At 70.8% G+C, this 26884-nt stretch carries 29 protein-coding genes and 1 pseudogene; 17 read left to right on the plus strand and 13 right to left on the minus strand.

Annotation, left to right across the window (positions count from 1 at the left end):
• Together GT007_RS22475 and GT007_RS15290 are read left to right on the plus strand one after the other, a co-directional pair.
• Nucleotides 1-135 (plus strand): annotated as a pseudogene (locus GT007_RS22475) (IS5/IS1182 family transposase); the annotation flags it as partial.
• Nucleotides 136-353: 218 nt separating this feature from the next.
• Nucleotides 354-950 carry a glutathione S-transferase family protein gene (locus tag GT007_RS15290; RefSeq protein ID WP_160122497.1) on the plus strand — a complete coding sequence of 199 codons (597 nt, stop codon included), beginning with the start codon at nt 354-356 and terminating at the stop codon, nt 948-950.
• 251 nt (nt 951-1201) lie between these two features.
• Here the strand turns inward: GT007_RS15290 and GT007_RS15295 are convergent, their stop codons facing one another.
• On the minus strand, nt 1202-2785 hold the full coding sequence (locus tag GT007_RS15295; RefSeq protein ID WP_160122498.1) for an ABC transporter substrate-binding protein: 1584 nt from the start codon (nt 2783-2785) through the stop codon (nt 1202-1204).
• A 174-nt stretch (nt 2786-2959) separates the two neighbouring features.
• On the opposite strand from GT007_RS15295, the gene GT007_RS15300 reads away from it, so the two are divergent.
• The 4 genes from GT007_RS15300 (at nt 2960) to GT007_RS15315 (ending at nt 7038) form a co-directional block, all read left to right on the plus strand.
• The gene (locus tag GT007_RS15300; protein ID WP_160122499.1) at nt 2960-3382 is read left to right on the plus strand and encodes a GtrA family protein; all 423 of its coding nucleotides are present in this window, start codon (nt 2960-2962) and stop codon (nt 3380-3382) included.
• A 184-nt stretch (nt 3383-3566) separates the two neighbouring features.
• Complete coding sequence (locus tag GT007_RS15305; protein ID WP_236571685.1) at nt 3567-5318, plus strand: type I secretion system permease/ATPase; 1752 nt, start codon at nt 3567-3569, stop codon at nt 5316-5318.
• 1 nt (nt 5319) lies between these two features.
• Entirely contained in the window at nt 5320-6723 is a 1404-nt protein-coding gene (locus GT007_RS15310; RefSeq protein ID WP_160122500.1) for an HlyD family type I secretion periplasmic adaptor subunit, read from the plus strand.
• Between the two features lie 12 nt (nt 6724-6735).
• Complete coding sequence (locus GT007_RS15315; RefSeq protein WP_160122501.1) at nt 6736-7038, plus strand: hypothetical protein; 303 nt, start codon at nt 6736-6738, stop codon at nt 7036-7038.
• A 55-nt stretch (nt 7039-7093) separates the two neighbouring features.
• Here the strand turns inward: GT007_RS15315 and GT007_RS15320 are convergent, their stop codons facing one another.
• Entirely contained in the window at nt 7094-7273 is a 180-nt protein-coding gene (locus tag GT007_RS15320) for a hypothetical protein (RefSeq protein WP_160122502.1), read from the minus strand.
• A 150-nt stretch (nt 7274-7423) separates the two neighbouring features.
• Between GT007_RS15320 and GT007_RS15325 the strand changes: the two genes are divergently transcribed.
• Nucleotides 7424-7900 (plus strand): GAF domain-containing protein, encoded by a 477-nt coding sequence (locus GT007_RS15325; RefSeq protein ID WP_160122503.1) that lies wholly within the window; start codon nt 7424-7426, stop codon nt 7898-7900.
• Here the strand turns inward: GT007_RS15325 and GT007_RS15330 are convergent.
• Nucleotides 7897-8505, minus strand: coding sequence for a hypothetical protein (locus GT007_RS15330; protein ID WP_160122504.1), 609 nt, complete (start codon nt 8503-8505; stop codon nt 7897-7899). The two genes, GT007_RS15325 and GT007_RS15330, sit on opposite strands and share 4 nt — an antisense overlap.
• 163 nt (nt 8506-8668) lie before the next feature.
• Here GT007_RS15330 and GT007_RS22815 point away from each other — a divergent pair, with 163 nt between their 5' ends.
• The 5 genes from GT007_RS22815 to GT007_RS15355 all read left to right on the plus strand — a co-directional run bounded on the left by GT007_RS22815 (nt 8669) and on the right by GT007_RS15355 (nt 13963).
• Nucleotides 8669-10798, plus strand: coding sequence for an acetate--CoA ligase family protein (locus GT007_RS22815; protein ID WP_160122505.1), 2130 nt, complete (start codon nt 8669-8671; stop codon nt 10796-10798).
• Between the two features lie 149 nt (nt 10799-10947).
• Nucleotides 10948-11229, plus strand: a complete 282-nt coding sequence (locus GT007_RS15340; protein ID WP_160122506.1) for an acyl carrier protein — start codon at nt 10948-10950, stop codon at nt 11227-11229.
• Nucleotides 11230-11238: 9 nt separating this feature from the next.
• Nucleotides 11239-11688 (plus strand): 3-hydroxyacyl-ACP dehydratase FabZ family protein, encoded by a 450-nt coding sequence (locus GT007_RS15345; protein ID WP_160122507.1) that lies wholly within the window; start codon nt 11239-11241, stop codon nt 11686-11688.
• Nucleotides 11685-12698: a beta-ketoacyl synthase N-terminal-like domain-containing protein gene (locus GT007_RS15350; RefSeq protein WP_160122508.1), complete on the plus strand. Its 1014-nt coding sequence runs from the start codon at nt 11685-11687 to the stop codon at nt 12696-12698. The genes GT007_RS15345 and GT007_RS15350 overlap by 4 nt, the downstream gene beginning before the upstream one ends.
• Nucleotides 12695-13963, plus strand: coding sequence for a beta-ketoacyl synthase N-terminal-like domain-containing protein (locus tag GT007_RS15355; protein ID WP_160122509.1), 1269 nt, complete (start codon nt 12695-12697; stop codon nt 13961-13963). Before GT007_RS15350 ends, GT007_RS15355 begins: the two co-directional genes overlap by 4 nt.
• Before the next feature lie 21 nt (nt 13964-13984).
• Here GT007_RS15355 and GT007_RS15360 read toward each other — a convergent pair whose 3' ends face one another.
• The 3 genes from GT007_RS15360 to sppA are packed head-to-tail and all read right to left on the minus strand — an operon-like array spanning nt 13985 to nt 15704.
• Entirely contained in the window at nt 13985-14311 is a 327-nt protein-coding gene (locus tag GT007_RS15360; RefSeq protein WP_160122510.1) for a LapA family protein, read from the minus strand.
• 3 nt (nt 14312-14314) lie between these two features.
• Nucleotides 14315-14734 (minus strand): integration host factor subunit beta, encoded by a 420-nt coding sequence (ihfB, locus tag GT007_RS15365; protein ID WP_160122511.1) that lies wholly within the window; start codon nt 14732-14734, stop codon nt 14315-14317.
• 52 nt (nt 14735-14786) lie between these two features.
• Complete coding sequence (gene sppA, locus GT007_RS15370; protein WP_160122512.1) at nt 14787-15704, minus strand: signal peptide peptidase SppA; 918 nt, start codon at nt 15702-15704, stop codon at nt 14787-14789.
• Between the two features lie 130 nt (nt 15705-15834).
• On the opposite strand from sppA, the gene GT007_RS15375 reads away from it, so the two are divergent.
• Both GT007_RS15375 and GT007_RS15380 read left to right on the plus strand, forming a co-directional pair.
• The gene (locus GT007_RS15375) at nt 15835-17070 is read left to right on the plus strand and encodes an argininosuccinate synthase (protein WP_160122513.1); all 1236 of its coding nucleotides are present in this window, start codon (nt 15835-15837) and stop codon (nt 17068-17070) included.
• A 133-nt stretch (nt 17071-17203) separates the two neighbouring features.
• Nucleotides 17204-17506: a hypothetical protein gene (locus GT007_RS15380; protein ID WP_160122514.1), complete on the plus strand. Its 303-nt coding sequence runs from the start codon at nt 17204-17206 to the stop codon at nt 17504-17506.
• A 4-nt stretch (nt 17507-17510) separates the two neighbouring features.
• On the opposite strand, the gene GT007_RS15385 is transcribed toward GT007_RS15380, so the two are convergent.
• Both GT007_RS15385 and GT007_RS15390 read right to left on the minus strand, forming a co-directional pair.
• Nucleotides 17511-18689, minus strand: a complete 1179-nt coding sequence (locus GT007_RS15385) for an MFS transporter (RefSeq protein WP_160122515.1) — start codon at nt 18687-18689, stop codon at nt 17511-17513.
• An 87-nt stretch (nt 18690-18776) separates the two neighbouring features.
• Nucleotides 18777-19217 (minus strand): TlpA family protein disulfide reductase, encoded by a 441-nt coding sequence (locus tag GT007_RS15390; protein WP_236571688.1) that lies wholly within the window; start codon nt 19215-19217, stop codon nt 18777-18779.
• Nucleotides 19218-19385: 168 nt separating this feature from the next.
• Here GT007_RS15390 and argH point away from each other — a divergent pair, with 168 nt between their 5' ends.
• From argH to GT007_RS15400, 3 genes are all read left to right on the plus strand, one after another.
• Nucleotides 19386-20753, plus strand: a complete 1368-nt coding sequence (argH, locus tag GT007_RS15395; RefSeq protein WP_160122554.1) for an argininosuccinate lyase — start codon at nt 19386-19388, stop codon at nt 20751-20753.
• Nucleotides 20750-20872: a hypothetical protein gene (locus tag GT007_RS22820; protein ID WP_268894557.1), complete on the plus strand. Its 123-nt coding sequence runs from the start codon at nt 20750-20752 to the stop codon at nt 20870-20872. The genes argH and GT007_RS22820 overlap by 4 nt, the downstream gene beginning before the upstream one ends.
• 69 nt (nt 20873-20941) lie before the next feature.
• Nucleotides 20942-21922, plus strand: coding sequence for a Bug family tripartite tricarboxylate transporter substrate binding protein (locus GT007_RS15400; protein ID WP_160122517.1), 981 nt, complete (start codon nt 20942-20944; stop codon nt 21920-21922).
• 6 nt (nt 21923-21928) lie between these two features.
• Here GT007_RS15400 and GT007_RS15405 read toward each other — a convergent pair whose 3' ends face one another.
• The 5 genes from GT007_RS15405 to GT007_RS15425 form a co-directional block, all read right to left on the minus strand.
• Complete coding sequence (locus tag GT007_RS15405) at nt 21929-22945, minus strand: Bug family tripartite tricarboxylate transporter substrate binding protein (RefSeq protein ID WP_201451938.1); 1017 nt, start codon at nt 22943-22945, stop codon at nt 21929-21931.
• Between the two features lie 95 nt (nt 22946-23040).
• Complete coding sequence (locus GT007_RS15410; RefSeq protein WP_160122518.1) at nt 23041-23799, minus strand: FkbM family methyltransferase; 759 nt, start codon at nt 23797-23799, stop codon at nt 23041-23043.
• Complete coding sequence (locus GT007_RS15415) at nt 23796-24683, minus strand: VOC family protein (RefSeq protein ID WP_160122519.1); 888 nt, start codon at nt 24681-24683, stop codon at nt 23796-23798. The genes GT007_RS15410 and GT007_RS15415 overlap by 4 nt, the downstream gene beginning before the upstream one ends.
• On the minus strand, nt 24680-25330 hold the full coding sequence (locus GT007_RS15420; protein ID WP_160122520.1) for a glutathione S-transferase: 651 nt from the start codon (nt 25328-25330) through the stop codon (nt 24680-24682). Before GT007_RS15420 ends, GT007_RS15415 begins: the two co-directional genes overlap by 4 nt.
• A gap of 75 nt (nt 25331-25405) precedes the next feature.
• Nucleotides 25406-26821, minus strand: a complete 1416-nt coding sequence (locus GT007_RS15425) for a transglycosylase SLT domain-containing protein (protein ID WP_160122521.1) — start codon at nt 26819-26821, stop codon at nt 25406-25408.
• Between the last annotated feature and the right edge of the window lie 63 nt (nt 26822-26884).

Genomic DNA, 26884 nt, shown 5'->3' on the forward strand with positions numbered 1-26884 from the left:
TACCGCTGGCGTCATCTCATTGAGAACTTCTTCGCCAAACTCAAGGAATTCAAACGGATCGCACTGCGTAGCGACAAAACAGACAGCTCATTCGCCGCCATGATCTATCTCGCCGCAGCCGTCATACAGTCACGTGGAATCTCAACAAGCCCTATAAAAATCAAATGGAAAGGCTGGGTGCCAATTCCCTGGGGTGCAGGGCCGCTATGGTCCTGCCGGGTGTCCAGAGGGCGGCGCCCTCTGGTGGGGGTTTACGGGGGCGACGCCCCCGTTCCCTCCGCGAACAAGGCCGCCCCCGCTTGCCGGATCGCGCGCCTGCGGGGAAAGTTCCCGGATCAACACGGAAACGCCCCATGAAACTCTCCTATTCCGGCGCCAGCCCCTATGTCCGCAAGGCGATGATCTGCGCCATCCTGCGCGGCATCGACGGGCAGTTCACCGATCTCGGCCTGCGGACCACGAATCCGGCGCTGGCGGCGCTCAACCCGCTCGCCAAGATCCCCACCCTGGTGCTGGATGACGGCACGGTGCTCTACGACAGCCCGGTGATCTGCGAGTATCTGGACAGCCTGGGCACCGCGCCCAAGCTGTTCCCGCCCCCCGGCCCCGCACGCTGGAAGGCATTGCAGTTGCAGGCGCTGGGCGACGGTATCCTCGACGCCAGCCAGCCCCGCCGGCGCGAAATCGCCCTGCCGCAGGATGAGGGACGGCGCGAATACATCGCCACCCAGCGCGGCAAGGTGGAACGCGCGGTGGAGGCGCTGGAAGCCGAAGCGGAACAACTGGGCGAACTGACCACGATCGGGGAGATCACCATCGCCTGCGCACTCGGCTACCTCGACTTCCGCTACCCGGATGAAGCGTGGCGCGAGGGCCACCCGAAACTCGCGGCCTGGTACGCCAAGGTGCTGGCTCTGCCGGCGATGGCGAAGACGATGCCGGTGGGCTGAGAGGAACGGGGGCCTTGCCCCCGAACCCCGGCCAGGGGCTCCGCCCCCGGCACCCCCGCAAAGGGTTGTAGCAACCCTTTGAACCCATGAGTTTGGCGCCTTACCTTGGCAGGCGAGGCGCCATTTTCACTATTAAAATCAAGCGAAAACCCCTGCCGAGGACCAGCGCCAAACGGATGGGGTGCAGGGGCCTTTCGGCTCCTGCCGGGGGTCCAGGGAGCGGGCGCCCCCTGGGTGGCGCCCGCTCCCCGTCAGGCTCGCTTGATATTCCAGAACAGCGGCGGCCCCTTCAGCACCCCGGTCAGCGACCGGCGATAGGCGGTCGGCTGGAAGTACTGTCCCGCCGGCACATAGGGCACCTTGTCGAAGGCCGCGCGCTGGATCTCGCGCGTCGCGGCCTGCTGGGCGGCCAGGTTGGGCGCGTCGAACCAGGCGTCGCGCGCGGTTTCGATCTCGGGAATGTCGGGCCAGCCGAACCAGGCGCGGTCGGCATTGCCGCGCAGGGCGTTGTGGCCGGCCGGGTTCCAATGGTCGATCGCGGACCAGAAGGTGAAGAAGCCGCTCCACCCGCCCTGGCTCAGCGGGCTTTTGGAGGCACGGCGGTTGATCACGCTGCCCCAGTCGGTGGCGACGTATTCCACGTCGAAGCCCATGCGGCGGAACAGGTCCGCGCCCACCAGCCCGGCGGCGTTGATCGAGGCGAGGTCCGTCGCGTTCATCAGCACCAGTTTCTTGCCGATGGCGCCCGCGGCTTCCAGCTCCCGCCGTGCCTGGTCGATGGACTGCTTGAAATTATCCAGCCCGATGTCGGAGGCGAGCGGCGAGGCCGGCGCGAAGAAGCCCACCCGGTCCTTCTTCCATTCGGGCGCGTTGCCGATGACGGAGGTCATCACGTCCATCTGGTTGAAGGCGGTGACGACGGCGCGGCGCACGCGCACGTCGTTGAACGGCTCGGTCAGGTGGTTGGGGCGGAAGGTGCAGATCAGCCCCATGATGTCCGCGATCTCGACCACGATGTTCCGGTTGCGCTGGAGCAGCGGGTAGAGGTCGGCGGTCGCCTGCTCCCACCAGTCGATCTCGCCCGATTGCAGCGCGGCGGAGGCGGTGGAGGGATCGTTGATGATGTGCCATTCGGCGCGGTCGAAGTTCACGATCTTCGGCCCGGCGGTCTGGCTGACGGCGCCCGAGCTGCGCGGCACATAGGCCGTGTTCTTGGTATAGGCCGCGCGCACGCCCGGGTTCCACTCGTCGCGGCGGAACACGAAGGGGCCGGAGCCGGTGGCGTCGGTGATCTGCGTGAAGGGGTCGGTCTGGGCCACGCGCTCGGGCATGATGAACAGCACGGGCGTCGTGACCTTGGCGAAGGCGTCCAGCATCAGCGGGAAGGGCCGGTTCAACCGGATCTCGAACACCTTGTCGCTGGGGATGCGGAATTCCGCCAGCCGCGCCAGCAATTCCTGGCCGAAGGCATCGCGCCGGGCCCAGCGCTGGATGGAGGCCACGCAGTCCCGCCCGCGCACCGGCTCCCCATCATGGAATTTCAGGCCGTCGCGCAGGGTGAAGCGCCAGAGCAGCCCGTCATTCTCCACCACATGGCCTTCGACCATCTGCGGCTGCGGCTTGAAGTCCAGGTCCAGCCCATAGAGCTGGTCATAGACCATGTAGCCATGGTTGCGGGCGATGTAGGCCGTCGTCCAGAACGGATCGAGGGTGGACAGGTTCGCCTGCGGAATGTGGGTGACGCGCCGGGCATTGGCCGGCTGGGCGGAGGCCGGGGCCGACAGGCTGGCCGCGGCAAGCCCGCCGGAACCGGCGAACAGGTCTCGACGCTTCATCTTAAACTCCCTGTTTTCATGTGATTGCCGGCAGCTTCGCCCAGGACGTTCCCGAAGGAAAGGCGATAATGGAGGAGGCCGAGGCAACCTGGGCCAAGCGTGCAGCCGCGCGCGCGGCACCGCAATGATCAGCCTTGGTTTGTGCGGCGCGGCCCGGGCGGCTATTTGAACAGCATGCATGCACGTCTTGCGCTGATCGCCCAGTTCTTCCGCTTCGGCGTGGTGGGAACGGTGGGCTTCCTGGTGGATGCCGGGGTTCTCTGGGTGGTGATGGCGCTGGGGTCCGGGCCTTATGGCGGGCGCATCCTGTCCTATGTGGCGGCGGCCAGCGCCACCTATGCGCTGAACCGGGCCTGGACCTTCCGCTCCGCCGCGCGGGGCGCGCCGGTGGCGCGGCAATGGGGGCTGTTCCTGGCGCTGAACCTGTTGGGCTTCGCGGCCAATTACGGCACCTACGCCACCCTGCTCTCGACGACCGAGGCGGTGGCGCGCTGGCCGGTGCTGGGGGTGGCGGCGGGGTCGCTGGCCGGCATGTTCATCAATTTCGGCCTGTCCCGGCGCTTCGTGTTCCGCCAACCCGCGGCAGACAAAGCATGACGCGCAAAGACCGTTCGGCCTGCTATTCATCATTCGGAACATTGCCGTGCGGCGCTGCTTCTGGCAGCGGGCAGGAACTTCAGCACCGGTAAAGCCGGCCGGGACAGAGCGCCCCGGCTCGGCGCGCATTTTGGAAGGGATTGGGCATGGCACAGCATGAATGCTTGAGCGGGAGGCAGCGCCCATGATGCCGCCTCGCCCAGGGCTGTTCCTGCCCAACCCGCTGAAGGACACCCCGCTGGCCAAGGCGGTGGCCGCCTGCCGCGGGCATTTCGTGCTGGTGGGCGCCTTCTCCGGCGTCTCCAACCTGCTGCAGCTCACCATCTCCATCTACATGATGCAGGTGTTCGACCGGGTGCTGGCCACCCGCAACCTGAACACGCTGCTGTACCTGACCATCATCGCGGTGGTGGCCATCCTGGTGCTGGCGGTGCTGGACGCGGTGCGCGGCGCCATCATGCAGCGGCTGGGCCAATGGATGGAGACCAAGGTGGCGCCCGAGGGCTTCGCCCGCGCCCTCGAATCCCATCTGCGCGGCCGCCCCTATCGCATGGAGGCGTTGCGGGACCTGGCGGTGTGCCGGGGCTTCATCTCCTCCCCCGCCATGCTGGCCATCTATGACGTGCCCTGGGTGCCGATCTACCTGGCCTTCATCTTCGCCCTGCACCCCATCATGGGGTTCGTGGCGCTCGGCGGCGCCGTGCTGCTGTTCTGCCTGACCCTGCTGAATGAGGTCATCACCTCCAACCTGCTGAAGGAGGCGAACGTCTCCGCCATGGCCAACCAGCGCCGGGCGGATGCCATCGCCCGCAACGCGGAGGTCATCGACAGCATGGGCATGCTGCCCGCCGTGCTGGCTCGCTGGCGAGAGGGCGTGACCCGCATGCTGCCCCCGGCCAGCGCCGCGGCCGACCGCGCGGCCTGGATCATGGGCAGCACCAAGTTCATCCGGCTGTCGGTGCAGATCGCGGTGCTGGGGCTCGGCGCCTATCTGACGCTGCAACAGGAACTGACCTCGGGCGGGTCGATCGCGGCCTCGATCATCATGGGCCGGGCGCTGGCGCCCGTCGAACAGCTGATCGGCGGCTGGAAATCCCTGGTGGCCGCCCGCCAGGCCTGGCGCCGGCTGCAGACCTTCCTGGCCCTGCCGCGCCTGCGGCCGGAGGGCATGGCCCTGCCCACCCCCACCGGCCAACTCTCGGTGGAGCGCGCGAGCTTCGCCTTCCCCGGCCAGAACATGCCGATGGTGAAGGGGGTGGCCTTCGAACTCGCGCCGGGCGATTCCCTGGCCATCATCGGCCCGTCGGCCGCCGGCAAGACCACGCTGATCCGCATGCTGATCGGCGTGGCCCAGCCCAGCACCGGCACCGTGCGGCTGGATGGCGCGGACGTGTTCATGTGGCAGCGCGAGGATTTCGGCCGCCATGTCGGCTACCTGCCGCAGGATGTGGAGCTGTTCGACGGCACCGTGTTCCAGAACATCGCCCGCATGGGCGATTCCGCGCCCGAGGCCGTGTTCGAGGCCGCGCGGCTGGCGGGTTGCCATGAGATGATCCTGCGCCTGCCCCAGGGCTACGACACCGAGATCGGGGATGGCGGCACCTTCCTGTCGGGCGGGCAGCGGCAGTTGATCGGGCTGGCGCGCGCCATGTTCGGCCGGCCGAAATTCATCGTCCTCGATGAGCCGAACTCCAACCTGGACGGCGACAGCGAGGCCGCGCTGACCCGCGCGCTGGAGACGCTGAAGGGCATGGGCACCACCGTGGTGCTGGTCAGCCACCGCCCCGCCCTGGTGCAGGGCGTGGACAAGGTGCTGCTGCTGAAGGATGGCGCGATCGAGATGTTCGGCCCGCGCGCCGAGGTGCTGAAGCGCCTGATGGCCCCGCCCCGCCCCACCGAGGCCCCGCCGCCAGCCGCCATGGGAGGGGTCGCCTGAGATGAGTGACGTGATCGAACGCCCCGAGGGCGAGGCCCCCGCCCCCCGGCCGGAAGCCCCCACCCCGGCCCTCGCCCGGCGCGGCCCCATCGACCTGCCCTTCGACCCCATCCTGGACGCGCCGCGCCCGCGCACCCGCATGCCCGTCATCCTGGGCCTGGTCGTGATGGTGGGCTTCTTCGGCGGCTTCATGCTGTGGGCCACCCTGGCCCCGCTGGCCGAGGCCTCCATCGCCTCCGGCGTCATCAAGGTGGAAGGCACGCGGCGCACCCTCTCCCATCTCGAAGGCGGGATCGTGCGGGATATCCTGGTGCGCGACGGCGACACGGTGCAGGCCGGCCAGGTGGTGATGCGCCTGGATGACGTGCAGTCCTCCGCGACGCTGGAGGCGCTGCGCGCCCAGCGCTTCCAGCTGCTGGCCCAGGATGCCCGGCTGGACGCGGAGGCCGAGCGCCGCCGCGAGATCACCTTCCCGCCCGAACTGCTGAACAGCACCCACCCCCGCGCGCGGGAGGCGATCGTGGGCCAGCGCGCCTTGTTCGAGGCCCGGGCGGCCAGCCTGGACAGCCAGCTTTCCGTGCTGGAAACCCGGGTGAACCAGCAGCAGGCGGTGTTGCAGAGCGCGGAGGGCCAGCTCGTCGCCACCCGCCGCCAGCTGGTGCTGATCCGGCAGGAGGAGGAGATGCGGCGCGGCCTGGTGAACCAGGGCCTGTCCCGCCTGCCGGAACTGCTGGCGCTGCAACGCGCCGCCGCCGGCCTCGATGGCCAGGTGGTGGACCTGCAATCGCAGATGCTGCGCGCCAATGCCGCCATCGCGGAGGCCCGGCAGACCATCCGCCAGCTGATCGACCAGCGCCTGCAGGAGGTGAACACCGAAAGCCGCGACGTGGCTTCGCGCCTCGCTGAGGCGATGGAGCGCGAGCGCGCCGCCGAGGACGTGTCCGACCGCCGCGAGATCACGGCGCCCGAGGCCGGCACCATCGTGAACCTGCGTGCCTTCACCCAAGGGGCGGCGCTGCGCGGCGGCGACCCGGTGATGGACCTGGTGCCCGCCCAGGACCGGCTGGTGGCCGAGGTGAACGTGCAGCCCATCGACATCGACGTGGTGCACCCGGGCCTGCAGGCCGAGATCCGCCTGCCGGCCTTCCGCCAGCGGCTGGTCCCCTATCTGCACGGCCATGTCACCTGGGTGGCGGCGGACGTGACGCAGGACCAGCAGACGCGGCAGAGCTTCTATCGCGCCTATATCACCATCGACGCGGAACAGCTGGCGCGCCTGCCCAGCGTGTTCCTGGTGCCCGGCATGCCGGTGGAAGGGCACATCATCCTGGGCCAGCGCAGCTTCTGGCGCTACATGACCCAGCCCATCCGGGACAGCATGACCCGGGCCTTTCGGGAACAGTGAGGGAGATCGCGAGTGTCATTGACCGATAAGCCGGCCGTGTTCGCCGATGGCATCATGGATGCCTCCGTGCATTACGGCGTGGCGCGCATCACGCTGGCGCAGCTGGGGCCGGACGGAAAGGCCCAGCCCTCGGGCCAGATGATGGTGCCGCTGGTGCAACTGCCGGCCATGGCCAATGCGCTGGCCGCGCTGGTGCGCCAGATCGAGGCGAAGCTGAAGGACGCCCCGGCCCAGCCGGGCGCCCAAGCGGGGGCCACGCCCGCCGGCGAGGCACCGGCCGCCATGCCGGGTGCCTTCACCTTCGGGGGCCGCTGAGGCTCAGCGGCGGGCAGCCCCTGGGGGCGCCTCAGCCCCCGCTTCAACCCCTGCCTCAGCCCCTGGGCGGCTTGCTCTTCTCCCAGACCTCGGCCTGGGCCAGCAGGGCCGCCGCCTGGGCCAGCACCTTGGCTGCCCGGGTATGGCCCAGTTCGAAGGCCTCCGCCGCCAGGCTGGCGATGCAGGCCTGGATCGCTTGCGGAGAGGAGGAGACGTCCTCGCTCAATTCAGGCAAGGCTGGGTTGGAAACGCGCACTGATGACACCCCCGTACTGTCAATTCACAATACCGTGGAGGGCCACACGCTTGCCAACCACAGGAAGCCGTTCCCTTCATCACGAATTCGTGAATGTTGCATATATGAAACCACCCGCCGAGGGCCGCCATGGCTGACGCTTCGGATTTCCTGGCCCTGACGGCCGCCATGGCCCGGCCGGGCCAACCCGCCCCGCTGTTCCTGGCCTTGCAGCAGGCGCTGGGCCGCCACCCCGGCCACCGCCTGTTCACCGTGATGCGCCACGACGCGGCGGCGGGGTTCAACGCCCGCATCTACAGCTCTCGCCCCGCCGAATATCCGGTCGGCGGCCGCAAGCAGGTGCGCGACACCGCCTGGACCCGGCAATTGCTGCGCCGGGGAGAGCCCTTCATCGGCTACGACGCGGCCGATATCCGCGCGACCTTCGCCGATCACGAGCTGATCCTGTCCCTGGGCTGCGAGAGCGTGCTGAACCTGCCGGTGCTGTGGGATGGGCGGGTGGTCGGCACGGTGAACCTGCTGGCCGGGGCTGGGCACTACCAACCCGCGATGGCCGCCCCCGCCATGGCGCTGGCCGCCTGCGCGGCGCCTGCCCTGCTGATCTAGGCCACCCCGCGCCCCGGGCTGCGGTCCCGGCTGCGGGAGCCATCGGGGTGGAACAGCCACACCGCCCCCTCCCACTCGCCGAAATCCACGCCCTCATATTCGGTGGCGTAGGTGATACCCAGGAAGGTGCGGGCGACCACCCCCGCCGTGTAGGTCTGGATGGAATCCGAAGCCCGCACGGTGGCCCCCGTATGCCCGGCCAGTTCGCGCATCAGCGCCCGGCCATTGCCGGTGAAGCCCGTGCCGTCCGAGGAATCGGCCGCCGCCGCGCAGGCATAGACATCCAGCATCGCGCGCGCCGCGAAATTCGGCGCCAGCGCCGCGAAATCCGACACGGTGCTCCAGGTCAGATCCGTGCTGCCCAGCTGCAGCCCGAAGCCGCCGCCCATATAGGACATGGCCGCCCGCTCATCCGCCACCCCGGCCTCATAGCCATGGCAGCAGATGCTGAGGCGGCTGAGCTTGTTGCTGCCCAGTGCCGCGCCGATGCGGGTGACCAGGCTCGACAGCGGGGTCGTCGTGCCCACGATGATGTCGCTGGGGCGGGGCCGCTTGAAACGGGCGCCGATCCGCGTGTCCAGCACGCGCAACTCGATATTGGCCATGCCAGGGGCCCTCCGGGTTCGGAGAGAGTATGGCCCGGCCCGGCCCACCGCCGCATGGCCTGATTGCATGACGCGCCGCGCCCCCCGCCCACACGAATGCGAGCGCTTGCACTTCCCCGCCGCTCGCGTAGCGTGGTGCGCAAAGACATCGGGAGGGAAAATCTTGTACGACGCTCGTCCGCGTGATCCGGCCAGCCTGCGCCGCCTGCTTGCCCCGCGCTCCGTCGCCGTGGTGGGTGTCTCGGCGGAGCCCACCAGCTTCGGCGCGCGCACCATCACCAACATGCGCCACTTCGATGGCCCGGTGCACGCCGTGAACCCGAAATACGCGGGGCAGGAGCTGCACGGCTTCCCCTGCGTCGCCACCATCGACGACCTGCCGGAGGGCGTGGACAGCGTTGTGCTCTGCATGCCCCGCACCGGCGTGGTGCCGAGCCTGGAGGCCGCCGCCCGCCGCAATATCGGCGGGCTGACCATCTATGCCTCCGGCTATGGCGAGACCGACCTGCCCGAACGCGCGGAGGAGGAGGAGGCGCTGCGCGAGCGTGCCCGGGCGCTGGGCATCCCCCTGCTCGGCGCCAATTGCCTGGGCTTCGTGAACCATGTGGCCCGCCTCGGCGCCACCTTCATGCCGGACTATGTGAAGATGACGGCCCCGGCCGGGGGCGTGGGCGTGGTCAGCCAATCCGGCGCGCTGGGCTATGCGCTGATGCAGGCGGCCGAGCGCGGCTTCGCCATGTGCCACATGGCCACCGCCGGCAATGCCACCGACCTCGACGTGTGCGACTTGGCGGCCTTCCAGCTGACCCTGCCCGAATGCCGCTCCGTCGCGCTGGTGGTCGAGGGCCTGCGCAGCGGCGCCAAGCTGTTCGAGCTGGGCCGCCTGGCGCGCGATGCCGGCAAGCCCATCGTGGTGCTGAAGCTGGGCCGGGGTGAGACCGGCGCCAAGGCCGCCATGAGCCACACCGGCAGCATGGCGGGCAGCACCGCCGCCTGGTCCGCCGCCTTCCGCCGCGCCGGCATGCTGGAGGTGGAGGATTTCGACGGGCTGCTGGAAACCGCGGGCTTCCTGGCCAAGGCGCCGCCGCCCAAGGCCCGGGGGGTGGCCATCGCCACGCCCTCGGGCGGGGCGGGCATCCTGGCGGCCGACCATGCGGAGTATATCGGCCTGGACCTGCCGCAGCCCATCGAGGCCACCGCCCAGGTGCTGCGCGCCGCGATCCCGGATTTCGGCAGCCCCCGCAACCCCTGCGACCTGACGGCGCAGGTGGCCACCAACCCGGCCATGTACGACGCCTGCATGCGCGCCATCCTGGCGGACCCGCAATACGGCGTGGTGGTGATGCCGGTCGTCTATCACAACCCGGCCCCCACCGCGACGCCGAACCGGATGAACACGATGCGCCCCCTGGCCGCCGAGGCCGGCAAGCCCATCTGCATCGCCTGGATCCCGGAAAGCCTGGAGGGCGCCGGCCCCTACGCCGTGGACACGGCGCCGGAGCTGTCGCTGTTCCGCTCCATGCGGCGGCTGATGAAGGCGATCAGCATCTGGCACCGCTGGCATGACGGCGCGCTACCCGAGGCCGCTCCGCCCGGACCGGCCGCCCAGGCCGCCGCCGCCGCCATCCCCCCCGGCGCCCGCACGCTGATGGAGGCCGAGGCCAAATCCGCCTTCGCCGCCGCCGGCCTGCCGGCCATGGGCGACATCCGCGCCGCCACCGCCGAGGAAGCGGTCGCGGCCGCCGAACGCCTCGGCTACCCGGTGGTGCTGAAGATCGACAGCCCCGACATCGCCCACAAGACCGAGGTCGGCGGCGTGAAGCTGAACCTGGCCTATGCCGAGGCGGTGCAAGCGGGCTTCGACGCCATCATGGCCTCCGTCCGCGCCCATGCCCCGCAGGCGCGCATCGCGGGCGTGCTGGTGCAGAAGATGGCGGAGCGCGGGCCCGAACTCATCCTCGGCGCCCGGCGGGACCCGCAATTCGGCACCACCGTGCTGGTGGGCCTCGGCGGCGTGCAGGCGGAGCTGTGGAAGGACGTGGCGCTGGACATCGCCCCGGTCACGCCCGAACGGGCGGAGGCGATGCTGCGCTCGCTGCGGTCCTTCCCGCTGCTGGATGGGTTCCGGGGGGCGGCGAAGGTGGATATCGCCTCGGTGGCGGGCACCATCGCGCGGTTCTCGGAACTGGCGGCGGCCTTGGGGGACAGGCTGGAAGAAGCGGAAATCAACCCGCTGGTCTGCCTGCCCGGTGGCAGCGTGGCACTGGATGGGTTGATGAAACTGGGGGGGTGAAGGGAGCCGAAAGGCTCCTGCCGGGGGGCGCAAAGCGGAGCGCGAGGGGGCGGAGCCCTCTCGCAACGCCCCCTGCGCTGGACAAGCACAGCCTTAGGGGCCAAACGGCTCTACCAAACACCCAAGCCTTTGCCAGGGAGCAGCCCCTCATGGCCGCCGATACTTTCGACCGCATCGCCGACATCATCGCCGAAACGGCGAATGTGGACCGCGCCACCATCACGCCTGAGGCGCATGTCATCAACGACCTGGGCATCGACAGCCTGGACTTCCTGGACATCGTCTTCGCGATCGACAAGGAATTCGGCATCAAGGTGCCGGTCGAGGCCTGGACCGAACAGGTGAACACCGGCAAGGCCCCGGCCGAGCAGTTCTTCATCATGAAGGGCCTGGCCGACCGCATCGACGAGCTGGTCGCGGCCAAGGGCTGAACGCCCGCCATGATCCTCGAACGCTTCGCCATGATCGACCGCATCATCGCCCATGATGCGGAAACGCTGTCGGCCGCCGCCACGCTGCCCCTGGAAAGCCCGGTGTTCGAGGGCCACTTCCCCGGCTTTCCCATCCTGCCCGGGGTTCTGATGATCGAGACCATGGCCCAGGCGGGCGGCTGGCTGATGGTGGCGCGCCTCGGCTTCGAGCGCATGCCCCTGCTGGCCAAGGTGAATGAGGCCAAGATGCGCGGCATGCTGCGCCCGGGCGATGCCATCACCATCGAGGCGAAGCTGGTCCATGACGGCTCCGGCTATGCCGTGCTGGCGGGGCGCATCAAGGATGCCGCCGGCAAGCCGGTGGCGGATGCCGAATACACGCTGCGCACCCTGCCCTTCCCCGAGGCGAGCCTCGCCGCCCTGGTGCGGGCACGCGGCACAGAATTGGGGTTGCCATGACCGTCGCCATCACGGGGCTCGGCCTCGTCTCCTGCCTGGGTGAGGGCCGTGAGGTCCACAGCGCCTGGCCGAATGCCCCGGTGCTGGACGAGACGGGCTTCGCCCCCTTCCCCATCCACCCCCTGCCGCCGCTGAAGCTGGAGGAGCACATCCCCCGGCGCGAGTTCCGGCAGATGGAAGGCTGGCAGCGGCTGGGCACCTATGCCGCGGGGCTGGCCATCGCCGATGCCGGCGCGAAGGAGCTGGTGGCCGGCATGGACCTGATGGTCGCGGCCGGCGGCGGTGAGCGCGACACCGCTCTGGACGCCGCCATCCTGGCCGAGATCCAGGATATCCCGCCCGCCGAACGCGAGGCCTGGCTGAACAAGCGCCTGGGCGAGGGGCTGCGCCCCACCCTGTTCCTGGCGCAGCTGTCCAACCTGCTGGCGGGGTCGATCTCCATCCTGCACGGGGTCGCCGGTTCCTCCCGCACCTTCCTGGGTGAGGAAGCGGCGGGCGCCGAGGCCCTGCGCGTGGCCCATGCCCGGGTGGCCTCCGGCACCTCCCGCCTGATGCTGGTGGGGGCCGCCTGGATCGCCGGGCGCTGGGACAATCTGCTGACCTACGCCCCCTGGCTGCACCAGGGCAGTTGGGCGCCCACGGCGCGGCGCGAGAAGCTGGTGCCCGGCAGCGGTGCCGCCTTCCTGGTGCTGGAGCCGCTGGCGGCCGCGCTGGAACGCGGCGCCCGCCCCGTGGCCCTGCTGGAGGATGTGCGCACCGACATGGGCGACGCGGCCGGCCGCGATGCCCGCCTCGCCGCGCTGAGCGACAGCCCCGCCACCCTCTCGGCCGCCCCGTTCGGCGGGCCGGGCGAGGCGCGCGCGGTGGCCGACGCCACCGGGCACCTGATGGAAGCGGCCTTCCCGATGGCGGTGGCGCTCGCCGCCCTGTCGGGGCAGGAGAGCGTGGTGACCGGCTTCGGCCATCGCCACGGGGAATTCGCGGCGCGCGTGAAGGGGCTGCCGGCATGAAGGACGTGGCTTTGACCGACCATCTGGGGCGGCCGCGCGTGGTCGTCACCGGCATGGGGCTGATGACGGCGCTGGGCATGACGCTGGCCGAAAGCTGGGCCGGGCTGCGGGCCGGGCGCTCCGGCGTGCGGGACATCACGCGCTTCGACACCACCGGCATGCGCACCCGCTTCGGTGCCTGCGTGGACCTGCCGGGCGACCTGCCGGGCCGCCCCCTGCCGGCGGGCGAGCGCGTGGCGGCCCTGGGCACCCTCGCCTTCGACGAGGCCCTGGCCCAGGCCGGGCTCTCGGGGCCCATTCCGGGGCCGCTCTGCCTCGGCATGCCGCCCATCGAGATCGAATGGCCCGCCCGCGCCGCCCTGCGCGCCGGGGCCGAGGGCCCGGACGGCGCCGCCATGGTGCTGGCCGGCGCGCGGCACCCTGAACTGGTGGCGGGCGGCGAGCTGTTCTCCCCCGCCGTGGCGCTGGCCCGGCGTTACCGCACGCGCGGCATCCCGCAGGCCGTGACCACCGCCTGCGCCTCCGGCGGCACCGCCATCCAGCTGGCCTGCGAGGCGCTGCGGCGCGGCGAGGCCCAGGTGGCGCTGGCCGGCGGCGCCGAGGCCTCCATGACGCCCGAGACGCTGATCCGCTTCGCGCTGCTGCACGCGCTGTCCAACCGCAACGATGCCCCCGCCGCCGCCAGCCGCCCCTTCAGCCTGACGCGCGACGGCTTCGTCATGGGCGATGGCGCCGGGGCCCTGGTGCTGGAGACGATGGAGCACGCGCTGGCGCGTGGCGCCACCGTGCTGGGCGAGATCCTGGGCGTGGGCGAGCGCGCGGACACCTTCCACCGCACCCGCTCCTCACCGGACGCGGTGCCGGTGGCGGGGGTGATGCAGGACGCCATCGCCGATTCCGGCCTGCCGCCGGAGGTGTTCGGCTACATCAACGCCCACGGCACCTCGACGCCCGAGAACGACAAGACCGAGGCCCTGGCCATCCACATGGTGTTCGGCGAGGTGGCACCGCCCACCTCCTCCACCAAGAGCATGATCGGGCACACGCTGTCGGCCGCCGGCGCGATCGAGGCGGTGATCTGCCTGCTCGCCCTGCGCGACCAGATGCTGCCGCCGACGATCAACCAGGACGATACCGACCCGGCGCTGGGGCTGGACGTGATCCCGAACCAGGCCCGGGCCGTGCGTGGCGTGAAGGCCGCGCTGTCGAACAGCTTCGGCTTCGGCGGGCAGAATGTGTGCGTGGCGGTGGGGGTGGGGCTGTAGGGGCAAAGCCCCTCTCAACCCTTACCCCGCCAGCTGCGGCAACTTGCTGGCTTGGGGGCTGCCTTCCGGCGCGGCTTCCTGTTCGCGCCGCAGCGCCACCAGTTCGCCTTCCATGATATTCGCCGCGCGCTGCAATTCCCGCAGGCGGCGCCGCGCGGGCACGGCGGCGGCCCAGCCCAGCACCGAGCCCAGGATCAGGAACAGCCCGGCCGTGCCCAGCACAGCCAGCCACAGCGGCAGGGCCAGGCTGGCATCCAGCGGCCACAGGCGCAGGGCGACATCCTCACGGTTGCTGGCGGCGAACAGGGCCAGCAGCAGCAGAAACGGCAGCAACAGCAGCCAGCGCATGGGTCAGGCCTTGGTCTTGGCGGGCCGGGCCGGGGGTTTGGGCGCGCCGGCCTGCGGCGGGCCGCCATTCACCACCTCGCGCAGCTCCTTGCCCGGCTTGAAGAAGGGCACGGCCTTGCCGGACACCTCCACCGACTCGCCGGTGCGCGGGTTGCGGCCCGTGCGCGGATCGCGTCGCTTCACGGAGAACGCGCCGAAGCCACGCAGTTCCACGCGCCGTCCCTCGGACAGGGTCGCGGTGATTTCTTCGAAAATCGTCGTCACGATCGCTTCCACATCCGAGTGCCGCAGATGCGGGTTCTCGGCGGCAAGCTGGGCGATGAGTTCACTTCTGGTCATGGCTTCCCCCGAGTTGCATACCCGAGACCGCAACGGCCTCGCCAAGCGCGAAATCGCCAGCCACCCACCGGGTGCCGCGCGCATGCGAACCGCTCTCAATCATGGACTAAAACGCTGGCGCATGGCTTACAGCATGTCAATGTTGCAGCGCGGCTCGCAGGCCGCCCTCACCGAAAAACGCACGGAACAGGGCCTGGCCCAGGCTTTCGGCACCCGCATCCAGCATCCGCTCGGACCAGCTGCGGCTGCGCAGGGTGCGCACGGGCAGATCCTCGGGGATCTCGCGGCTCTCGGCCAGCCAGGCCCTGGCCTCGCGCTCGCCGCCCAGGGCGTCGATCAGCCCGGCGGACAAGGCCTGGCGGCCCGAAAACACGCGGCCATCCGCCAATTCCCGCACTCTTTCCTCGGACAAATGGCGGCCCTGGGCCACCATCGTGACGAATTGTGACTGCATGTCGAGCACGACGGATTCGAGCGCCGCGCGCCCTTCGGGGCTGAGGGGCCGGAAGGGACTCGGCTGGTCCTTCAGGATGCCGGAGGCGATGGTCTCCGCCCGCACGCCCAGCCGCGCCATCAGCTCGCTCGCCTCGAAGCTCTGCAGCAGCACGCCGATGGAGCCGGTGACGCTGCCCTCCCGCGCGAAGACGCGGCTGGCGGGCAGCGCGATCATGTAGCCGGCGCTGGCCGCGGTGGTGCCCATCACGGCCACCACGGGCTTGTCGGCGGCCAGCCGGCGCAGCGCGTCATGCAGGGATTGCCCGCCCACCACGCTGCCGCCCGGGCTGTCGATGGCCAGGATCAGCGCGCGGGCATTGTCGTCGCGCCGCACGCGCTCCAGCGCCTCCAGCACCCGCCGGTCCTCGGTGATGGTGCCCCGGATCTCGAGGCGGGAGACGTAATCGCCCCCCAGCCCGGGCACCAGCCCATGGGACATCCCGCCGGGCAGCAGCGCCCCCAGCGCCAGCGCGCCCAGCAACACGGCCAGCACGCGCCAGCGCAACAGCCTGGATTTCAGGCGCCGGCGGTCCAGCAACAGATCGGCTTCAAGAGTCATGGCGGCAGAATGGTCTTTCCCCCCGAAGGTTGCCACCCCTGTCATGGAAAGGCCTCTGCGCGCCTGCCCCGGTTGCCAGCCCGCCCGCCCAGGGCTATGCGCGCCACTTCTGGCAGGAGTTGAGGCCGAGATGCGCGTGAAGGATGTGAAGAAGGTCGTGCTCGCCTATTCCGGCGGGCTCGACACCAGCGTGATCCTGAAATGGTTGCAGACCACCTACCGTTGCGAGGTGGTGACCTTCACCGCCGACCTCGGCCAGGGTGAGGAGCTGGGCCCGGCACGCGACAAGGCGTTGCTGCTCGGCATCAAGCCCGAGAACATCTTCATCGACGACCTGCGCGAGGAATTCACCCGCGACTTCGTCTTCCCGATGTTCCGCGCCAATGCCCTGTATGAGGGCTGCTACCTGCTCGGCACCTCGATCGCGCGGCCGCTGATCGCCAAGCGCCAGATCGAGATCGCGGAGAAGGTGGGCGCCGATGCCGTCAGCCACGGCGCGACCGGCAAGGGCAACGACCAGGTCCGCTTCGAGATCGGCTACTACTCGCTGAAGCCGGACGTGAAGGTGATCGCGCCCTGGCGCGAATGGGACCTGACCAGCCGCACCCGGCTGCTGGAATTCGCGGAAGCGAACCAGATCCCCATCGCCAAGGACAAGCGCGGCGAGGCCCCGTTCAGCGTGGACGCGAACCTGCTGCACAGCAGCAGCGAGGGCAAGATCCTGGAGGAGCCCTGGGACGAGCCGCCGGAGATCGTCTGGCAGCGCACCATCCGCCCCGAGGACGCGCCCGATGTGGCCACCGAGATCACCATCGAGTTCGAGCGCGGCGACGCCGTGGCGATCAATGGCGAGCGGATGTCTCCGGCCACGCTGCTGACCAAGCTGAACGCGCTGGGCAAGGCCAACGGCATCGGCCGGCTGGACCTGGTGGAGAACCGCTTCGTCGGCATGAAGTCCCGCGGCTGCTACGAGACGCCGGGCGGCACCATCCTGTACGTGGCGCACCGCGCTATCGAGAGCATCACCCTGGATCGTGAGGTCGCGCACCTCAAGGACAGCCTGATGCCCAAGTACGCGGAGCTGATCTACAACGGCTTCTGGTTCTCGCCGGAACGCCGGATGATCCAGGCGATGGTGGATGAGAGCCAGGCCAGCGTCTCCGGCACCGTCCGGCTGAAGCTGTACAAGGGCAACACCATCGTGACGGGCCGGCAGTCGCCGAACAGCCTGTACTCGATGAAGCACGTGACCTTCGAGGACGACCAGGGCGCCTACGACCAGTTCGACGCCCAGGGCTTCATCAAGCTGAACGCGCTGCGCCTGCGCCTGGGTGCGATGGCGGGCCGCAAGGGCGGCGCGCTGTAACCTTCGGGCCTTGGTCCGGATGCGGAAGGGAGGGCCCTGGCCCTCCCTTTTTTTGTGTCCCCTCCCCGGCGGGGCAACCCGCAGGGCCGGCCGGCGTTCTTCTCTCATGACACGCACTGAGAGGAAGACGCACATGTCCCGATACACGCTGATCCTGGCCGGCGTCCTCAGCCTGGGCGCCGTGGGTGCGCAGGCGCAGAGCGGCGGGCCCTCCCCCAACCTGCCGATGAACCACCCGGTGATGACGCCGATGGCGGCGCCCGCCCCGGTGCCGGTGCCCCCGGCCGCCCCGACCCTGGTGCTGGGCCGCCCCAGCCCCGCGGAGCCTCTGGCGGGCGTGACCCTGCCCACCCAGCGCGTGGGCGACGGTGCCTACAATGGCGGCGGCGTGGTGCTGGAGCACATGCCCGACGGCACGACGCGCCAGGTCCAGTAGCGCCCTACCTGCCCCGCCCGCGCGGCAGGTAGGCATAGCCCGAGACGCCCAGCACAAGGCAGAAGGCGATCAGCCCGAAGCCGGCGCGATAGGCGGCCTCGGGGCGCATGCCCCCCACCTCCGGCCAGGCGCCGACCACCCAGCCCACCCCCAGCGGCAAAGCGGCGCTGCCCAGCACCTGGGCCAGGTTCAGGGTGGTCGCGGCGCGCCCGGCCATGTGGTCGGGGAACAGGGCGCGGTTTTCCGCCACCACCAGCACCGGATAGGCGCTGGTGACGCATAGCCCCACCAGCAGCAGCGTGGCCGCCCACAGCGGCAGGCCCGGCACCAGCGCCAGCGCGGCCAGCAGGGCGGCGCTGCTCAGCGCGCCCGTCACCACCGTGCGCAGCCGCCCGCCCAGGGCGCGTTCGATGCGCGGCAGCGGCAGCAGCCCGGCGGGCAGCCCCGCGACCATCGCCAGCAGCACCCAGCCGCGCCCCGTGGCGTCCAGCCCCTGCACATCCCGCAGATAGGGCCCGGCCCAGACCGTCAGCACCGTGGCGGCGGCGGCGTAGCCCACGGAATGCATGCTCAGCAGCCGCCCCAGCCCGGGGGTGGCCCAGACGGTGAACTGGCCGATGAAGGCCTCCAGCAGGGTTTCGCGCACCTGGCGGGGGGGCGTGCCCTCCGGCGCATCGCGCGCGTCCCGCCACCACCAGATCGTCCCCGCCACCGTCACCAGCGCCGTGGCCAGCAGCGCCCCGCGCCAGCCGCTCCAGACCGCGAGGATGGCCAGCGGCGGCCCCGCCACCACCAGCCCCATCTGACTGAGGGCGAAGCCGCGCGTCAGCAGGCGCGTGCTCTCGGCCCCCTTGGCCCAGCTGGTGCACAGCACCACCAGGGACATGAAGGCCGCCGAACAGCCGATACCCATCAGGAAACGCGCCAGCCACAGCTGCGTGGCGTCGTGGGCGAAGGCCTGCAATGCCGCCCCCGCCACGGCGGCGGGCGCCAGCCACAGCGTCAGCCGGCGTGGGCCGATGCGGTCCAGCGCGATGCCCACCGGGATCTGCCCTGCCATCAGCGCGAAGAAGAAGGCCGCCCCCGCCGCCCCCAGCGCCGCCGGCGGCATGCCCAGATCCCTGGCCACATCCGGTCCCAGCGCGCTGAGCGAGGCCCGGTGCAGCTGGGAAATCGCCGTCATGGACGCGGCGAGGAACATGATTCTGGTCGCTGGCTGCACGGTTCCGCCCCTTGGTGGGGGCAGTCTAGGGGGGCTGGCGCCGCCTCGCTACGCCAGGCGCCGAAGCATCGCCAACACCTCCGCGTCATCCCAGGCGACATCGCCCTCGGCGCGGGCCACTTCCTCGCCGTCGCGCCCGAGGATAACGGTGGTGGGCAGGCCCCGCGCGCCGAAGGCCCGGGCGGCCGCCCCGCGCGGGTCCAGCGCCACCGGCAGGTGCCGCACGGCCGTGCGCTCATAGAAGCCGCGCACCTGCGCCGCGCCCCCCCGGTCGGAGGACAGCGGCAGCACCACGAAGCCCTCGCCCGCCAGCAGGCCCGCCGCGCGGTCCAGCGAGGGCATTTCCGCCACGCAAGGCGGGCACCAGGTGGCCCACAGGTTGATCAGCAGTGCCTTGCCCTGGAAATCCTTCGCGGAACGGCTGGTGCCGTCAGCCTCCAGAAAGGCGAAATCGGGCGCCGGGCGCCGCCCGGGGCGGATCTTCTGCAACCCGTTGCCAGTGACAATCCCGGCCGGATAGGCCGCACCCGCTGGACGCGGGGCGAAGGGGATGGCTAGAACCGCTCCCAGCGCCGTCCTCCGGCGCATGGCTTGCAAAACTTGCGAAGGGTGCATCTTCCAGTGTCCATCCCCAATCACGACGGTGCCGGCAACCAGATGTGGGGGGGCCGCTACGCCGAAGGCCCCTCCGCCATCATGCGTGAGATCAATGCCTCGATCGGCTTCGACCGCAAGCTGTGGCAGCAGGACATCCGGGGCAGCCTCGCCCATGCCGGCATGCTGGCTCATGTAGGGATCATTTCGGCCGATGACGAGGCCGCCATCCGCCAGGGCATGGAATCCATCGCCCAGGAAATCGCCGAGGGCCGCTTCCCCTTCGACGAGACCCTGGAGGACATCCACCTGAACATCGAGGCCCGCCTGACCGAGCGCATCGGGGAGGCCGGCAAGCGCCTGCACACCGGCCGCAGCCGCAACGACCAGGTGGCGACCGATTTCCGCCTGTGGGTGCGCGACGCGCTGGATGGGCTGGCGGAGCAGATCGAGGACTGTCTGCGCGCCTTCGTCTCCGTCGCCGCCGAGCACACCGGCACGCTGATGCCGGGCTTCACCCATCTGCAGCCGGCCCAGCCCACCACCCTCGGCCACCACATGCTGGCCTATACGGAAATGCTGTCGCGCGACCTTGGCCGCTTCCGCGATGCCCGCACCCGCATGAACGAGTGCCCGCTGGGCGCCGCCGCCCTGTGCGGCACGGGCTTCCCGATCGACCGGCACATGACCGCGGCCTCCCTCGGTTTCGACCGCCCCACCCGCAACAGCCTGGACAGCGTGGCCAGCCGCGACTTCGCCCTCGAATTCCTCTCGGCCTGCGCGATCTGCGCGACCCACCTGTCGCGCTTCGCCGAGGAGATCGTGATCTGGACCAGCCCCGCCTTCGGCTTCATCCGCCTGGGTGACGGGCTGACCACCGGCAGCTCCATCATGCCGCAGAAGCGCAACCCGGACGCGGCGGAGCTGGTGCGCGGCAAGACCGGGCGCATCAACGGCGCGCTGGTCGGCCTGCTGACGGTGATGAAGGGCCTGGCCCTGACCTATGCCAAGGACATGCAGGAGGACAAGGAAGGCGTGTTCGACGCCGCCCAGTCCCTGTCGCTGTGCCTGGCCGCCACCGCCGCCATGGTGCGCGACATGAAGCCCGACCTGGCCCGCATGGCCGCCGCCGCCGGCGCCGGCTTCTCCACCGCGACCGACCTCGCCGACTGGCTGGTGCGGGAGCTGAAGATGCCCTTCCGCGACGCCCACCACGTGACCGGCCGCCTGGTCGCCAAGGCCGAGCAGATGGGCGTGGACCTGTCGGGCCTGACCCTGGTCGAGATGCAGGAGGTGGAGCCCCGCATCACCGCCAGCGTGTTCGGCGTGCTAAGCCCGGCGGCGAGCGCCGCCAGCCGCACCAGCTTCGGCGGCACCGCCCCCACCAACGTGGCCCGCATGGTCAAGGAATGGCAGGAGAAACTGGCATGAGACTGCTGTCGGCCTTGCTCGCCCTGGCCCTGCTGGCCGCCTGCGGCCGCGCGGGCCCGCCCCGCCCGCCGGGCCCGGCGGACCAGGTGGTGTATCCGCGGCCTTATCCGTCGCGGTAATCCCCCCTTTCCTTCCCGGCCCCGGCCGCTACTCTGGCGGGCAATAATCCAAGTCGGGAAGGAAACTACATGCTTACTCGCCGCCGCGCGCTGGCCAGCGTCTTATCGTCTCCCGTGATCGTCCCCGGCCTGGCCGCCGCCCAGGCCCAGTGGCCCGAAAAGCCCGTGCGCGTCATCGTGCCCTGGCCCCCGGGCGGCTCCACCGATGTGCTGACGCGGCTGTATTGCGAACAGCTCCAGGCCAAGACCGGCCAGTCCTTCCTGATCGAGAACCGCCCCGGCGCCGGCGGCAATATCGGCACCGACGCGCTGGCCAAGGCCCACCCGGACGGATACAGCATGGGCCCGGTCACGGTCGGCGGCTGGACCATCAACCCCTACCTCTACGCCCGCATGCCCTACAGCCCGGACCGCGAGCTGCAGCCGATCTCCATGCACTGGTCACTGCCCAATGTGCTGGTGGTCTCCACGGCGCATTGCCCGGCGACCAATCTGGCGCAATTCGTGGAATGGGCGCGCGGGCGGCAGGGCGGCGTCAGCTATGGCAGCCCGGGGGTGGGCACCACGGCGCATCTGTCGGGGTCCTACCTGTGCCAGCGGCTGGCGCTGGATGGGCAGCATGTGCCTTTCCGCGGCGCCGCGCAGATCACCCCCGCCATGCTGGCGGGCGACCTGACCTTCGCGCTGGACAATCTGGCCAGCTACATCCCCATCATCCAGGAAGGACGCATGCGCGCGCTGGGCGTTTCCAGCGCCGAGCGCTGGTCCACCTTGCCGGATGTGCCCACCCTGTCGGAATCCGGGGTGGCGAACTTCCAGGTGGAAAGCTGGTGCGCCTTCGCCTTCCCGGCGAATGTGCCCGCCCCCATCGTGCAGCGCGCCAGCGCCCTGATGCAGGAGATCGGCCGCGACCCCAACGTGCAGGCGCGCGTGCTGCGGGCCGGGGCGAAGGCGCTGGGCAGCACGCCCGAAGCCGTATGGGAGCGGGTGCGCGCCGAACGGCCGACCTGGCAGGAGATGGTGCGGATCTCCGGCGCCAGGATGGAGTAGCCGGGGCTACCCCTGCGCCCGCCCCGCCTGCTGGTCGAAGGCCCGCCGGCCTTCCAGCTCCGCCCGCAGGCGGGCGGTCGCGGCCTCCCCGGTGACGAAGGTCGCCCGGTTGCCCTTGCCTTCCGCCACCGCGCGGAAGGCCTCCCCGCGTGAGATCGCCTCCAGCTCCTGCCGCAACCGGGCCAGGATGGGCGCGGGCGTGGCGGCCGGCGCGAAAGCACCGTTCCAGATCGTGAAATCCGGTTCGGTGATGCCGAATTCCGCATTGGTCGGCACGTCCGGCAGTTCCGGCAGGCGGTGCTTGCCGATCACCAGCAGCGGCCGCAGGCGGCCGGATTGGAAATGCCCCTCCGCCACCGGATAGTCGGCGGAGCCGATCTGCACATGGCCCGCGGCCAGGTCGGCCACCTGCGGCGCGGTGCCGCGATAGGGCACCTTCAGCAGATCCAGCCCGAAATGCCGGGCCAACTGCTCGACCGCGAGCTCGGAGACCGCCCCGCTGCCGGTGGTGCCGAAGGAGACGGGCGGCTGCGCGCGGTCGCGGGCGCGGGCCAGCAGCTGCCCGAAATTCGCCAGCCCCGTGGAGCTGTGGGCCCAGAGCACCACCGCCGATTCCACCAGCAGGCCGAGCGGGGCGAAATCGCGCAGCGGGTCGAAGGGCTTGGGCGCGTCGCCCAGCGCCGCGATGCTGCCGATCACGGCCGTGGTGTTGGCGAACAGCAGCGTGTAGCCATCCGCCTGGCTGCGCGCGACATACTGCCCGCCCAGCGTGCCGGTGGCGCCGGCGCGGTTGTCTATCACGACCGGGTTGTTGAGCCGCGACGCCAGCTCTCGCGCCACGACGCGGGCGAACACGTCGGTCGGGCCGCCCGGGGGCCAGGGCACCACCAGTTTGATGGGACGCGACGGCCAGGCCTCATCGGCCCAGGCAGGCCCCACGGCACAGCCCATCGCCGCCATCAGGCCCAGCGCCTGGCGGCGGCGCGGAAGGAGGGTGACGGCGGGCGGTGCTTGGCGGGCCATGATCGGCTCCCTTCGGGTGTGACACGGCGGCGCGGAAATCCCGCACCACATCCGTGGTTTATATTTTCACGCCAGAATATGAGTCAATTAGCCATTCAACGATTCAATGCGTGCCGATCCAACGCCGCGTAGATGTCCCCGCTGTTCGCCTCCATCGGCAACGCCAGCAGCCAGGCCTCCAACGCCGCCGCGTCCAGGGCGGCGGGGTGCGCCATCTCCAGGCTTTCCCCCAGCGAGGCATTGAAGGCCCGGTACCCCAGCGCCACGCAACGCCGCAGCGCCACCACCGCCACATCGCGCTGGATAGTGGTGAACTCGAAACTCAGCGCCGGCACGGGGCAGGAGAGCCCGGCCAGCGCCGCCGCCTCGAAGCCCTCGATGTCGATCTTGATGAAGTCGGGTTCGCCGTATTCGGCGATCAGCGCGTCCAGCGTCGTCACCGGCAGGGTCAGGGTGGCGTCCCAGCTCTGGCCCTCCCAGCCAGGAGCGCCGGCGGCGGCGGCGATGAATTCGGCGCTGGCGGTGGCCACGGTGGGGTTGGCGGTGTTCAGGTGCAGGGTGGCCTCGCCCGGGGCCTCGCCCACCAGGGCGCGCACCAGCGTGGCATCGGCCCCGCGCAGGATCATCCGCAGCGCCCGCGCCAGGCGGGGCTGCGGTTCCACCGCCACCACCCGCGCGCCCAGCCGCGCGAAACACGCCGCCCGGTCCCCCACATGCGCGCCGACATCGAAGGCGAGGCCACCCGCCTTCACGAAGCGCGCATAGAAGCCATCCAGCGCCGCCCGCCGCGCCGGGGCGTGATAGAGCCGGACGCTGCGGCCGACCGCGGCTGCCCCAACCGTGGCATGGCTCACGGCAGGAACACCACGGCGGCGCCGCCCGCATGATCCGGCGGCACCATCAGCCCGCCATCCGGGGTTTCCACCAGCGGCAGGCCCAGGGCGCGCACCGCCGCGTTGCCGTCGCTGGTGCGCAGCACCATACCGGCCATGAAGGGCAGCGCTGGCGCCGTCACGCCCGGCAGCACGCTGGGCAGGGCGGCGGGCTCCAGGATGCGCACCACCGTCTCCAGCTTCGGCGACTCGGGGCCGGCCACGCGCTCGGCGCCCGGGAAACGCAGGCGGAAGCCGCCCGCCGGGTCCGGCTCGAAGGGCACGCCCGACAAGCGGGAGAAGCGGGTGGCGGTCTCGGCCGGGTTTTCGGCCGCCATCACCAGCGCCAGCAGCGCGTCGGCCTTGTTGGCATGGTCCATCCAGCGCGGCTGCCAGACCAGCTCCGGCGTCATGTGCTGGATCAGCTGGATGCGCCCCTCGGGCGCGTCGGGCAGCGGCAGCCGGGCGAAGCGGGCGCGGCGGGGGTCGCCCGCCTCCACCGGCCGTTCCAGCCAGGCGACGCCGGGGATGGGAATGCCGGCGGCCTGCATGCGGGCCAGGTTGGCCTCGGCATCCGCCACACCCAAGGCCAGGATGTGCAGCCCCGCATAGCGGTCCAGGAAGCCGCCCAGCTGGTTGTCGAACAGGGCGGGGTCCAGGATCGCCAGCAGCTCGATATAGCCATGGCGCAGGAAGGCGCAGCGGTTGCCGGTGCCGAACCGCTCCACCGGCAGGTCCGGCCGGCGCTTGCCCGATTGCTGCGCGATGGGCGACAGCGCGAAGCCCAGCTTCTCATAGGCCGCGACCAGCGGCCCCAGCTCCCGGGCGCAGACGCCCAGGTGGTCGAGCGCGAGGGCGATGCTCATGCCGGGTTCTCGTACTTGTCCAGCTGCCAGGCCTCGGGCTCGGCCAGCGCTTCCTCATACCAGCGGTGCATCAGCGGGTGGCCGCGCATCTGCTCGATATAGCGGTGCGAGGTCTCGGAGAGTTCCGGCTGCCAGGTCAGGAAGCGGCACACGACGGGCGCGAACATGATGTCCGCCCCGCTGATGTCCAGCCCGAACAGATAGGGCCCGCCCGAGATCTCCAGGCATTCGGCCCACAGCGCCTCGATGCGCGCGATATCGGCCAGGGCGCCGGGGGTGCGGCGCTGGCCGGGGAATTCGCGGCCCAGATTCATCGGCATGGCCATGCGCAGCTCACGGAACCCCGCATGCATCTCGGCCGCCACCGAGCGCGCCATGGCGCGCGGCACCGGGGCGAGCGGCCACAGCGCCGCGTGCTCGGAGCAATATTCGATGATCGACAGGCTCTCCCACACGCGGGCGCCATGGTGCTCCAGATAGGGCACCAGGCCGGCGGGCGTGGCCTCCTTGATCGCGGGGGTGGAACCGCCCGCGAGGGGGATCACCACCTCCTCCACATCCAGCTTGGCCAGGTGCACGGCCAGCCAGCCCCGCAGCGACCAGGAGGAATAACGCTTGTTACCGATGAACAACCGGCCGTCAGACATGGAAAACCCTCCGTAACCTCATGCCTTTGATGGCACGCGGCGCCGGAGGGCTCAACAGAGCCGGACGCGGGGCTCTCAGCTCTGGGCGTCGGGGCTCAGCACCATGCAGGGGCCACGGCCGCGGGCACGGTCGCAAGCCTGCTGGGCGCCGTTCTGCGACAGGCCGATGATGCGAGCGCGGAACAGGGTGGAACGGCCCACCCGCACCGGCTGCACATCCACCCGGCCGCCAGAGGAACGCGCGGTCTCGGCGGCCGCGCGCGCCTGGCGCTCGTCGTTGAAGGCGCCGACCTGGATGGCCCAGCTGGACTGGGTGGTGGCCACGGCCGGGCGCAGGGCGGGGCTCAGCGTCGGCATGGTCGCGGCCTGCGCGGTGCCGATGAAGCCCAGGCTGCGAGCGAAGCCGCCGCGCGGCGCCGGGGGGGCCATGGCCAGCTGCGGGGCCCGCGTGGATTCGGTACGGGCGGCGCTTTCGGCCAGGGCGGCGGCACCCTCGGGCGTGCTGCCATCGGGGATCGGGTCCATCCGGCCGGCGATGATCGTCTGCGACGGGGGCGTATAGCCCGCCAGCGCGCTGCCGCCCGTATAGGCCGCGCTGCCGTCGGAGGAAGCGCGGGAGGCGCTTTCGGCCAGGGCCGCGGCGCCACCGGGGGTGGAGCCATCGGGGATCGGTTCCATCGCCACCACAGGGCCGCGCGCGGCGGGCGCCGCGGAGGCCACCCGCACGGGCGCGATGGTGGGCTCGGGGTCCGGCGCGCGGGCGTACTGGGCGCCCTGGTCGCGGATGGCGCGCTGCGCGGCCAGGGCCGCCATGGTGCTGGAATCCATCCGGCGCGGGCCGGGCGGCACGTTCACCGGGATCTCGGCCGCCGCGTACACCTCGGGCGCCGCGCGGCGCACCGGGCTGTGGCGGATCACGCTGGGGCCCAAGCGCGCGACGTAGTTCCGCGTCTCCTGCGGCAGGGATCCACGGTTGTAGAGGTAGTTCTCCAGCCGGCGCGGGCCGGCGTTGTAGGCGGCCAGGAAGCCCGGCGAGCCGTACAGGTCGTACATTTCCCGCAGATAGGCCGCACCCGCCATGATGTTGTCATAGGGGTGGTAGGGGTCGTCCCCCAGATCGTAACGGGCCTGCAATTCGCGGTAGGTGCCGGGCATGACCTGCATCAGCCCCATGGCGCCCACGGGGCTGGTGGCGGCGGAACGCCCGCCGCTTTCCTGGCGCATCACGTCGCGGATCCAGCGCTCGGGCACATCGTGCCGACGGGATGCCTCGCGGATCCACGGGCCCCAGGGGTCGCTCGGCGGCCCCGGCGGATCATAGGGGCGCGTCTGCGCGACATGCGCCACGGGCCGCCGGCCGGTCGCGGCCTGCTGGCTGCCGCAGGCGCTCAGCGCCGCCAGCACCACCAGTGCCAGGCCGGCCCTGGCGGGGCCACCCATGCGCGCGGCGTTGCCGCCAATGACAGCAGAAGCACGAAAAACATCGAGCATCCAGAACACTCCCCTGGCCTGCCCCAGGATGGTCGGTGGCCCCCACCCCCATGGGAACCACTC

Origin of the sequence: Rhodovarius lipocyclicus (genome assembly GCF_009900765.1) — a bacterium.
In the GTDB taxonomy this organism is placed as follows: Bacteria; Pseudomonadota; Alphaproteobacteria; order Acetobacterales; family Acetobacteraceae; genus Rhodovarius; species Rhodovarius lipocyclicus.

Coding starts and splice junctions, on each gene's coding strand:
- GT007_RS15310 (WP_160122500.1), top strand. CDS start 5,320: ATGAGTGACGTGATCGAACGCCCCGAGGGCGAGGCCCCCGCCCCCCGG.
- GT007_RS15350 (WP_160122508.1), top strand. CDS start 11,685: ATGACCGTCGCCATCACGGGGCTCGGCCTCGTCTCCTGCCTGGGTGAG.
- GT007_RS15405 (WP_201451938.1), bottom strand. CDS start 22,945: ATGGCCCGCCAAGCACCGCCCGCCGTCACCCTCCTTCCGCGCCGCCGC.
- GT007_RS15295 (WP_160122498.1), bottom strand. CDS start 2,785: ATGAAGCGTCGAGACCTGTTCGCCGGTTCCGGCGGGCTTGCCGCGGCC.
- GT007_RS15305 (WP_236571685.1), top strand. CDS start 3,567: ATGATGCCGCCTCGCCCAGGGCTGTTCCTGCCCAACCCGCTGAAGGAC.
- GT007_RS15355 (WP_160122509.1), top strand. CDS start 12,695: ATGAAGGACGTGGCTTTGACCGACCATCTGGGGCGGCCGCGCGTGGTC.
- GT007_RS15415 (WP_160122519.1), bottom strand. CDS start 24,683: ATGAGCATCGCCCTCGCGCTCGACCACCTGGGCGTCTGCGCCCGGGAG.
- GT007_RS15360 (WP_160122510.1), bottom strand. CDS start 14,311: ATGCGCTGGCTGCTGTTGCTGCCGTTTCTGCTGCTGCTGGCCCTGTTC.
- argH (WP_160122554.1), top strand. CDS start 19,386: ATGTGGGGGGGCCGCTACGCCGAAGGCCCCTCCGCCATCATGCGTGAG.
- sppA (WP_160122512.1), bottom strand. CDS start 15,704: ATGACTCTTGAAGCCGATCTGTTGCTGGACCGCCGGCGCCTGAAATCC.
- GT007_RS15375 (WP_160122513.1), top strand. CDS start 15,835: ATGCGCGTGAAGGATGTGAAGAAGGTCGTGCTCGCCTATTCCGGCGGG.
- GT007_RS15425 (WP_160122521.1), bottom strand. CDS start 26,821: ATGCTCGATGTTTTTCGTGCTTCTGCTGTCATTGGCGGCAACGCCGCG.
- GT007_RS15290 (WP_160122497.1), top strand. CDS start 354: ATGAAACTCTCCTATTCCGGCGCCAGCCCCTATGTCCGCAAGGCGATG.
- ihfB (WP_160122511.1), bottom strand. CDS start 14,734: ATGCGCGCGGCACCCGGTGGGTGGCTGGCGATTTCGCGCTTGGCGAGG.
- GT007_RS15300 (WP_160122499.1), top strand. CDS start 2,960: ATGCATGCACGTCTTGCGCTGATCGCCCAGTTCTTCCGCTTCGGCGTG.
- GT007_RS15420 (WP_160122520.1), bottom strand. CDS start 25,330: ATGTCTGACGGCCGGTTGTTCATCGGTAACAAGCGTTATTCCTCCTGG.
- GT007_RS15400 (WP_160122517.1), top strand. CDS start 20,942: ATGCTTACTCGCCGCCGCGCGCTGGCCAGCGTCTTATCGTCTCCCGTG.
- GT007_RS15340 (WP_160122506.1), top strand. CDS start 10,948: ATGGCCGCCGATACTTTCGACCGCATCGCCGACATCATCGCCGAAACG.
- GT007_RS15325 (WP_160122503.1), top strand. CDS start 7,424: ATGGCTGACGCTTCGGATTTCCTGGCCCTGACGGCCGCCATGGCCCGG.
- GT007_RS22820 (WP_268894557.1), top strand. CDS start 20,750: ATGAGACTGCTGTCGGCCTTGCTCGCCCTGGCCCTGCTGGCCGCCTGC.
- GT007_RS15345 (WP_160122507.1), top strand. CDS start 11,239: ATGATCCTCGAACGCTTCGCCATGATCGACCGCATCATCGCCCATGAT.
- GT007_RS15330 (WP_160122504.1), bottom strand. CDS start 8,505: ATGGCCAATATCGAGTTGCGCGTGCTGGACACGCGGATCGGCGCCCGT.
- GT007_RS15385 (WP_160122515.1), bottom strand. CDS start 18,689: ATGACGGCGATTTCCCAGCTGCACCGGGCCTCGCTCAGCGCGCTGGGA.
- GT007_RS15380 (WP_160122514.1), top strand. CDS start 17,204: ATGTCCCGATACACGCTGATCCTGGCCGGCGTCCTCAGCCTGGGCGCC.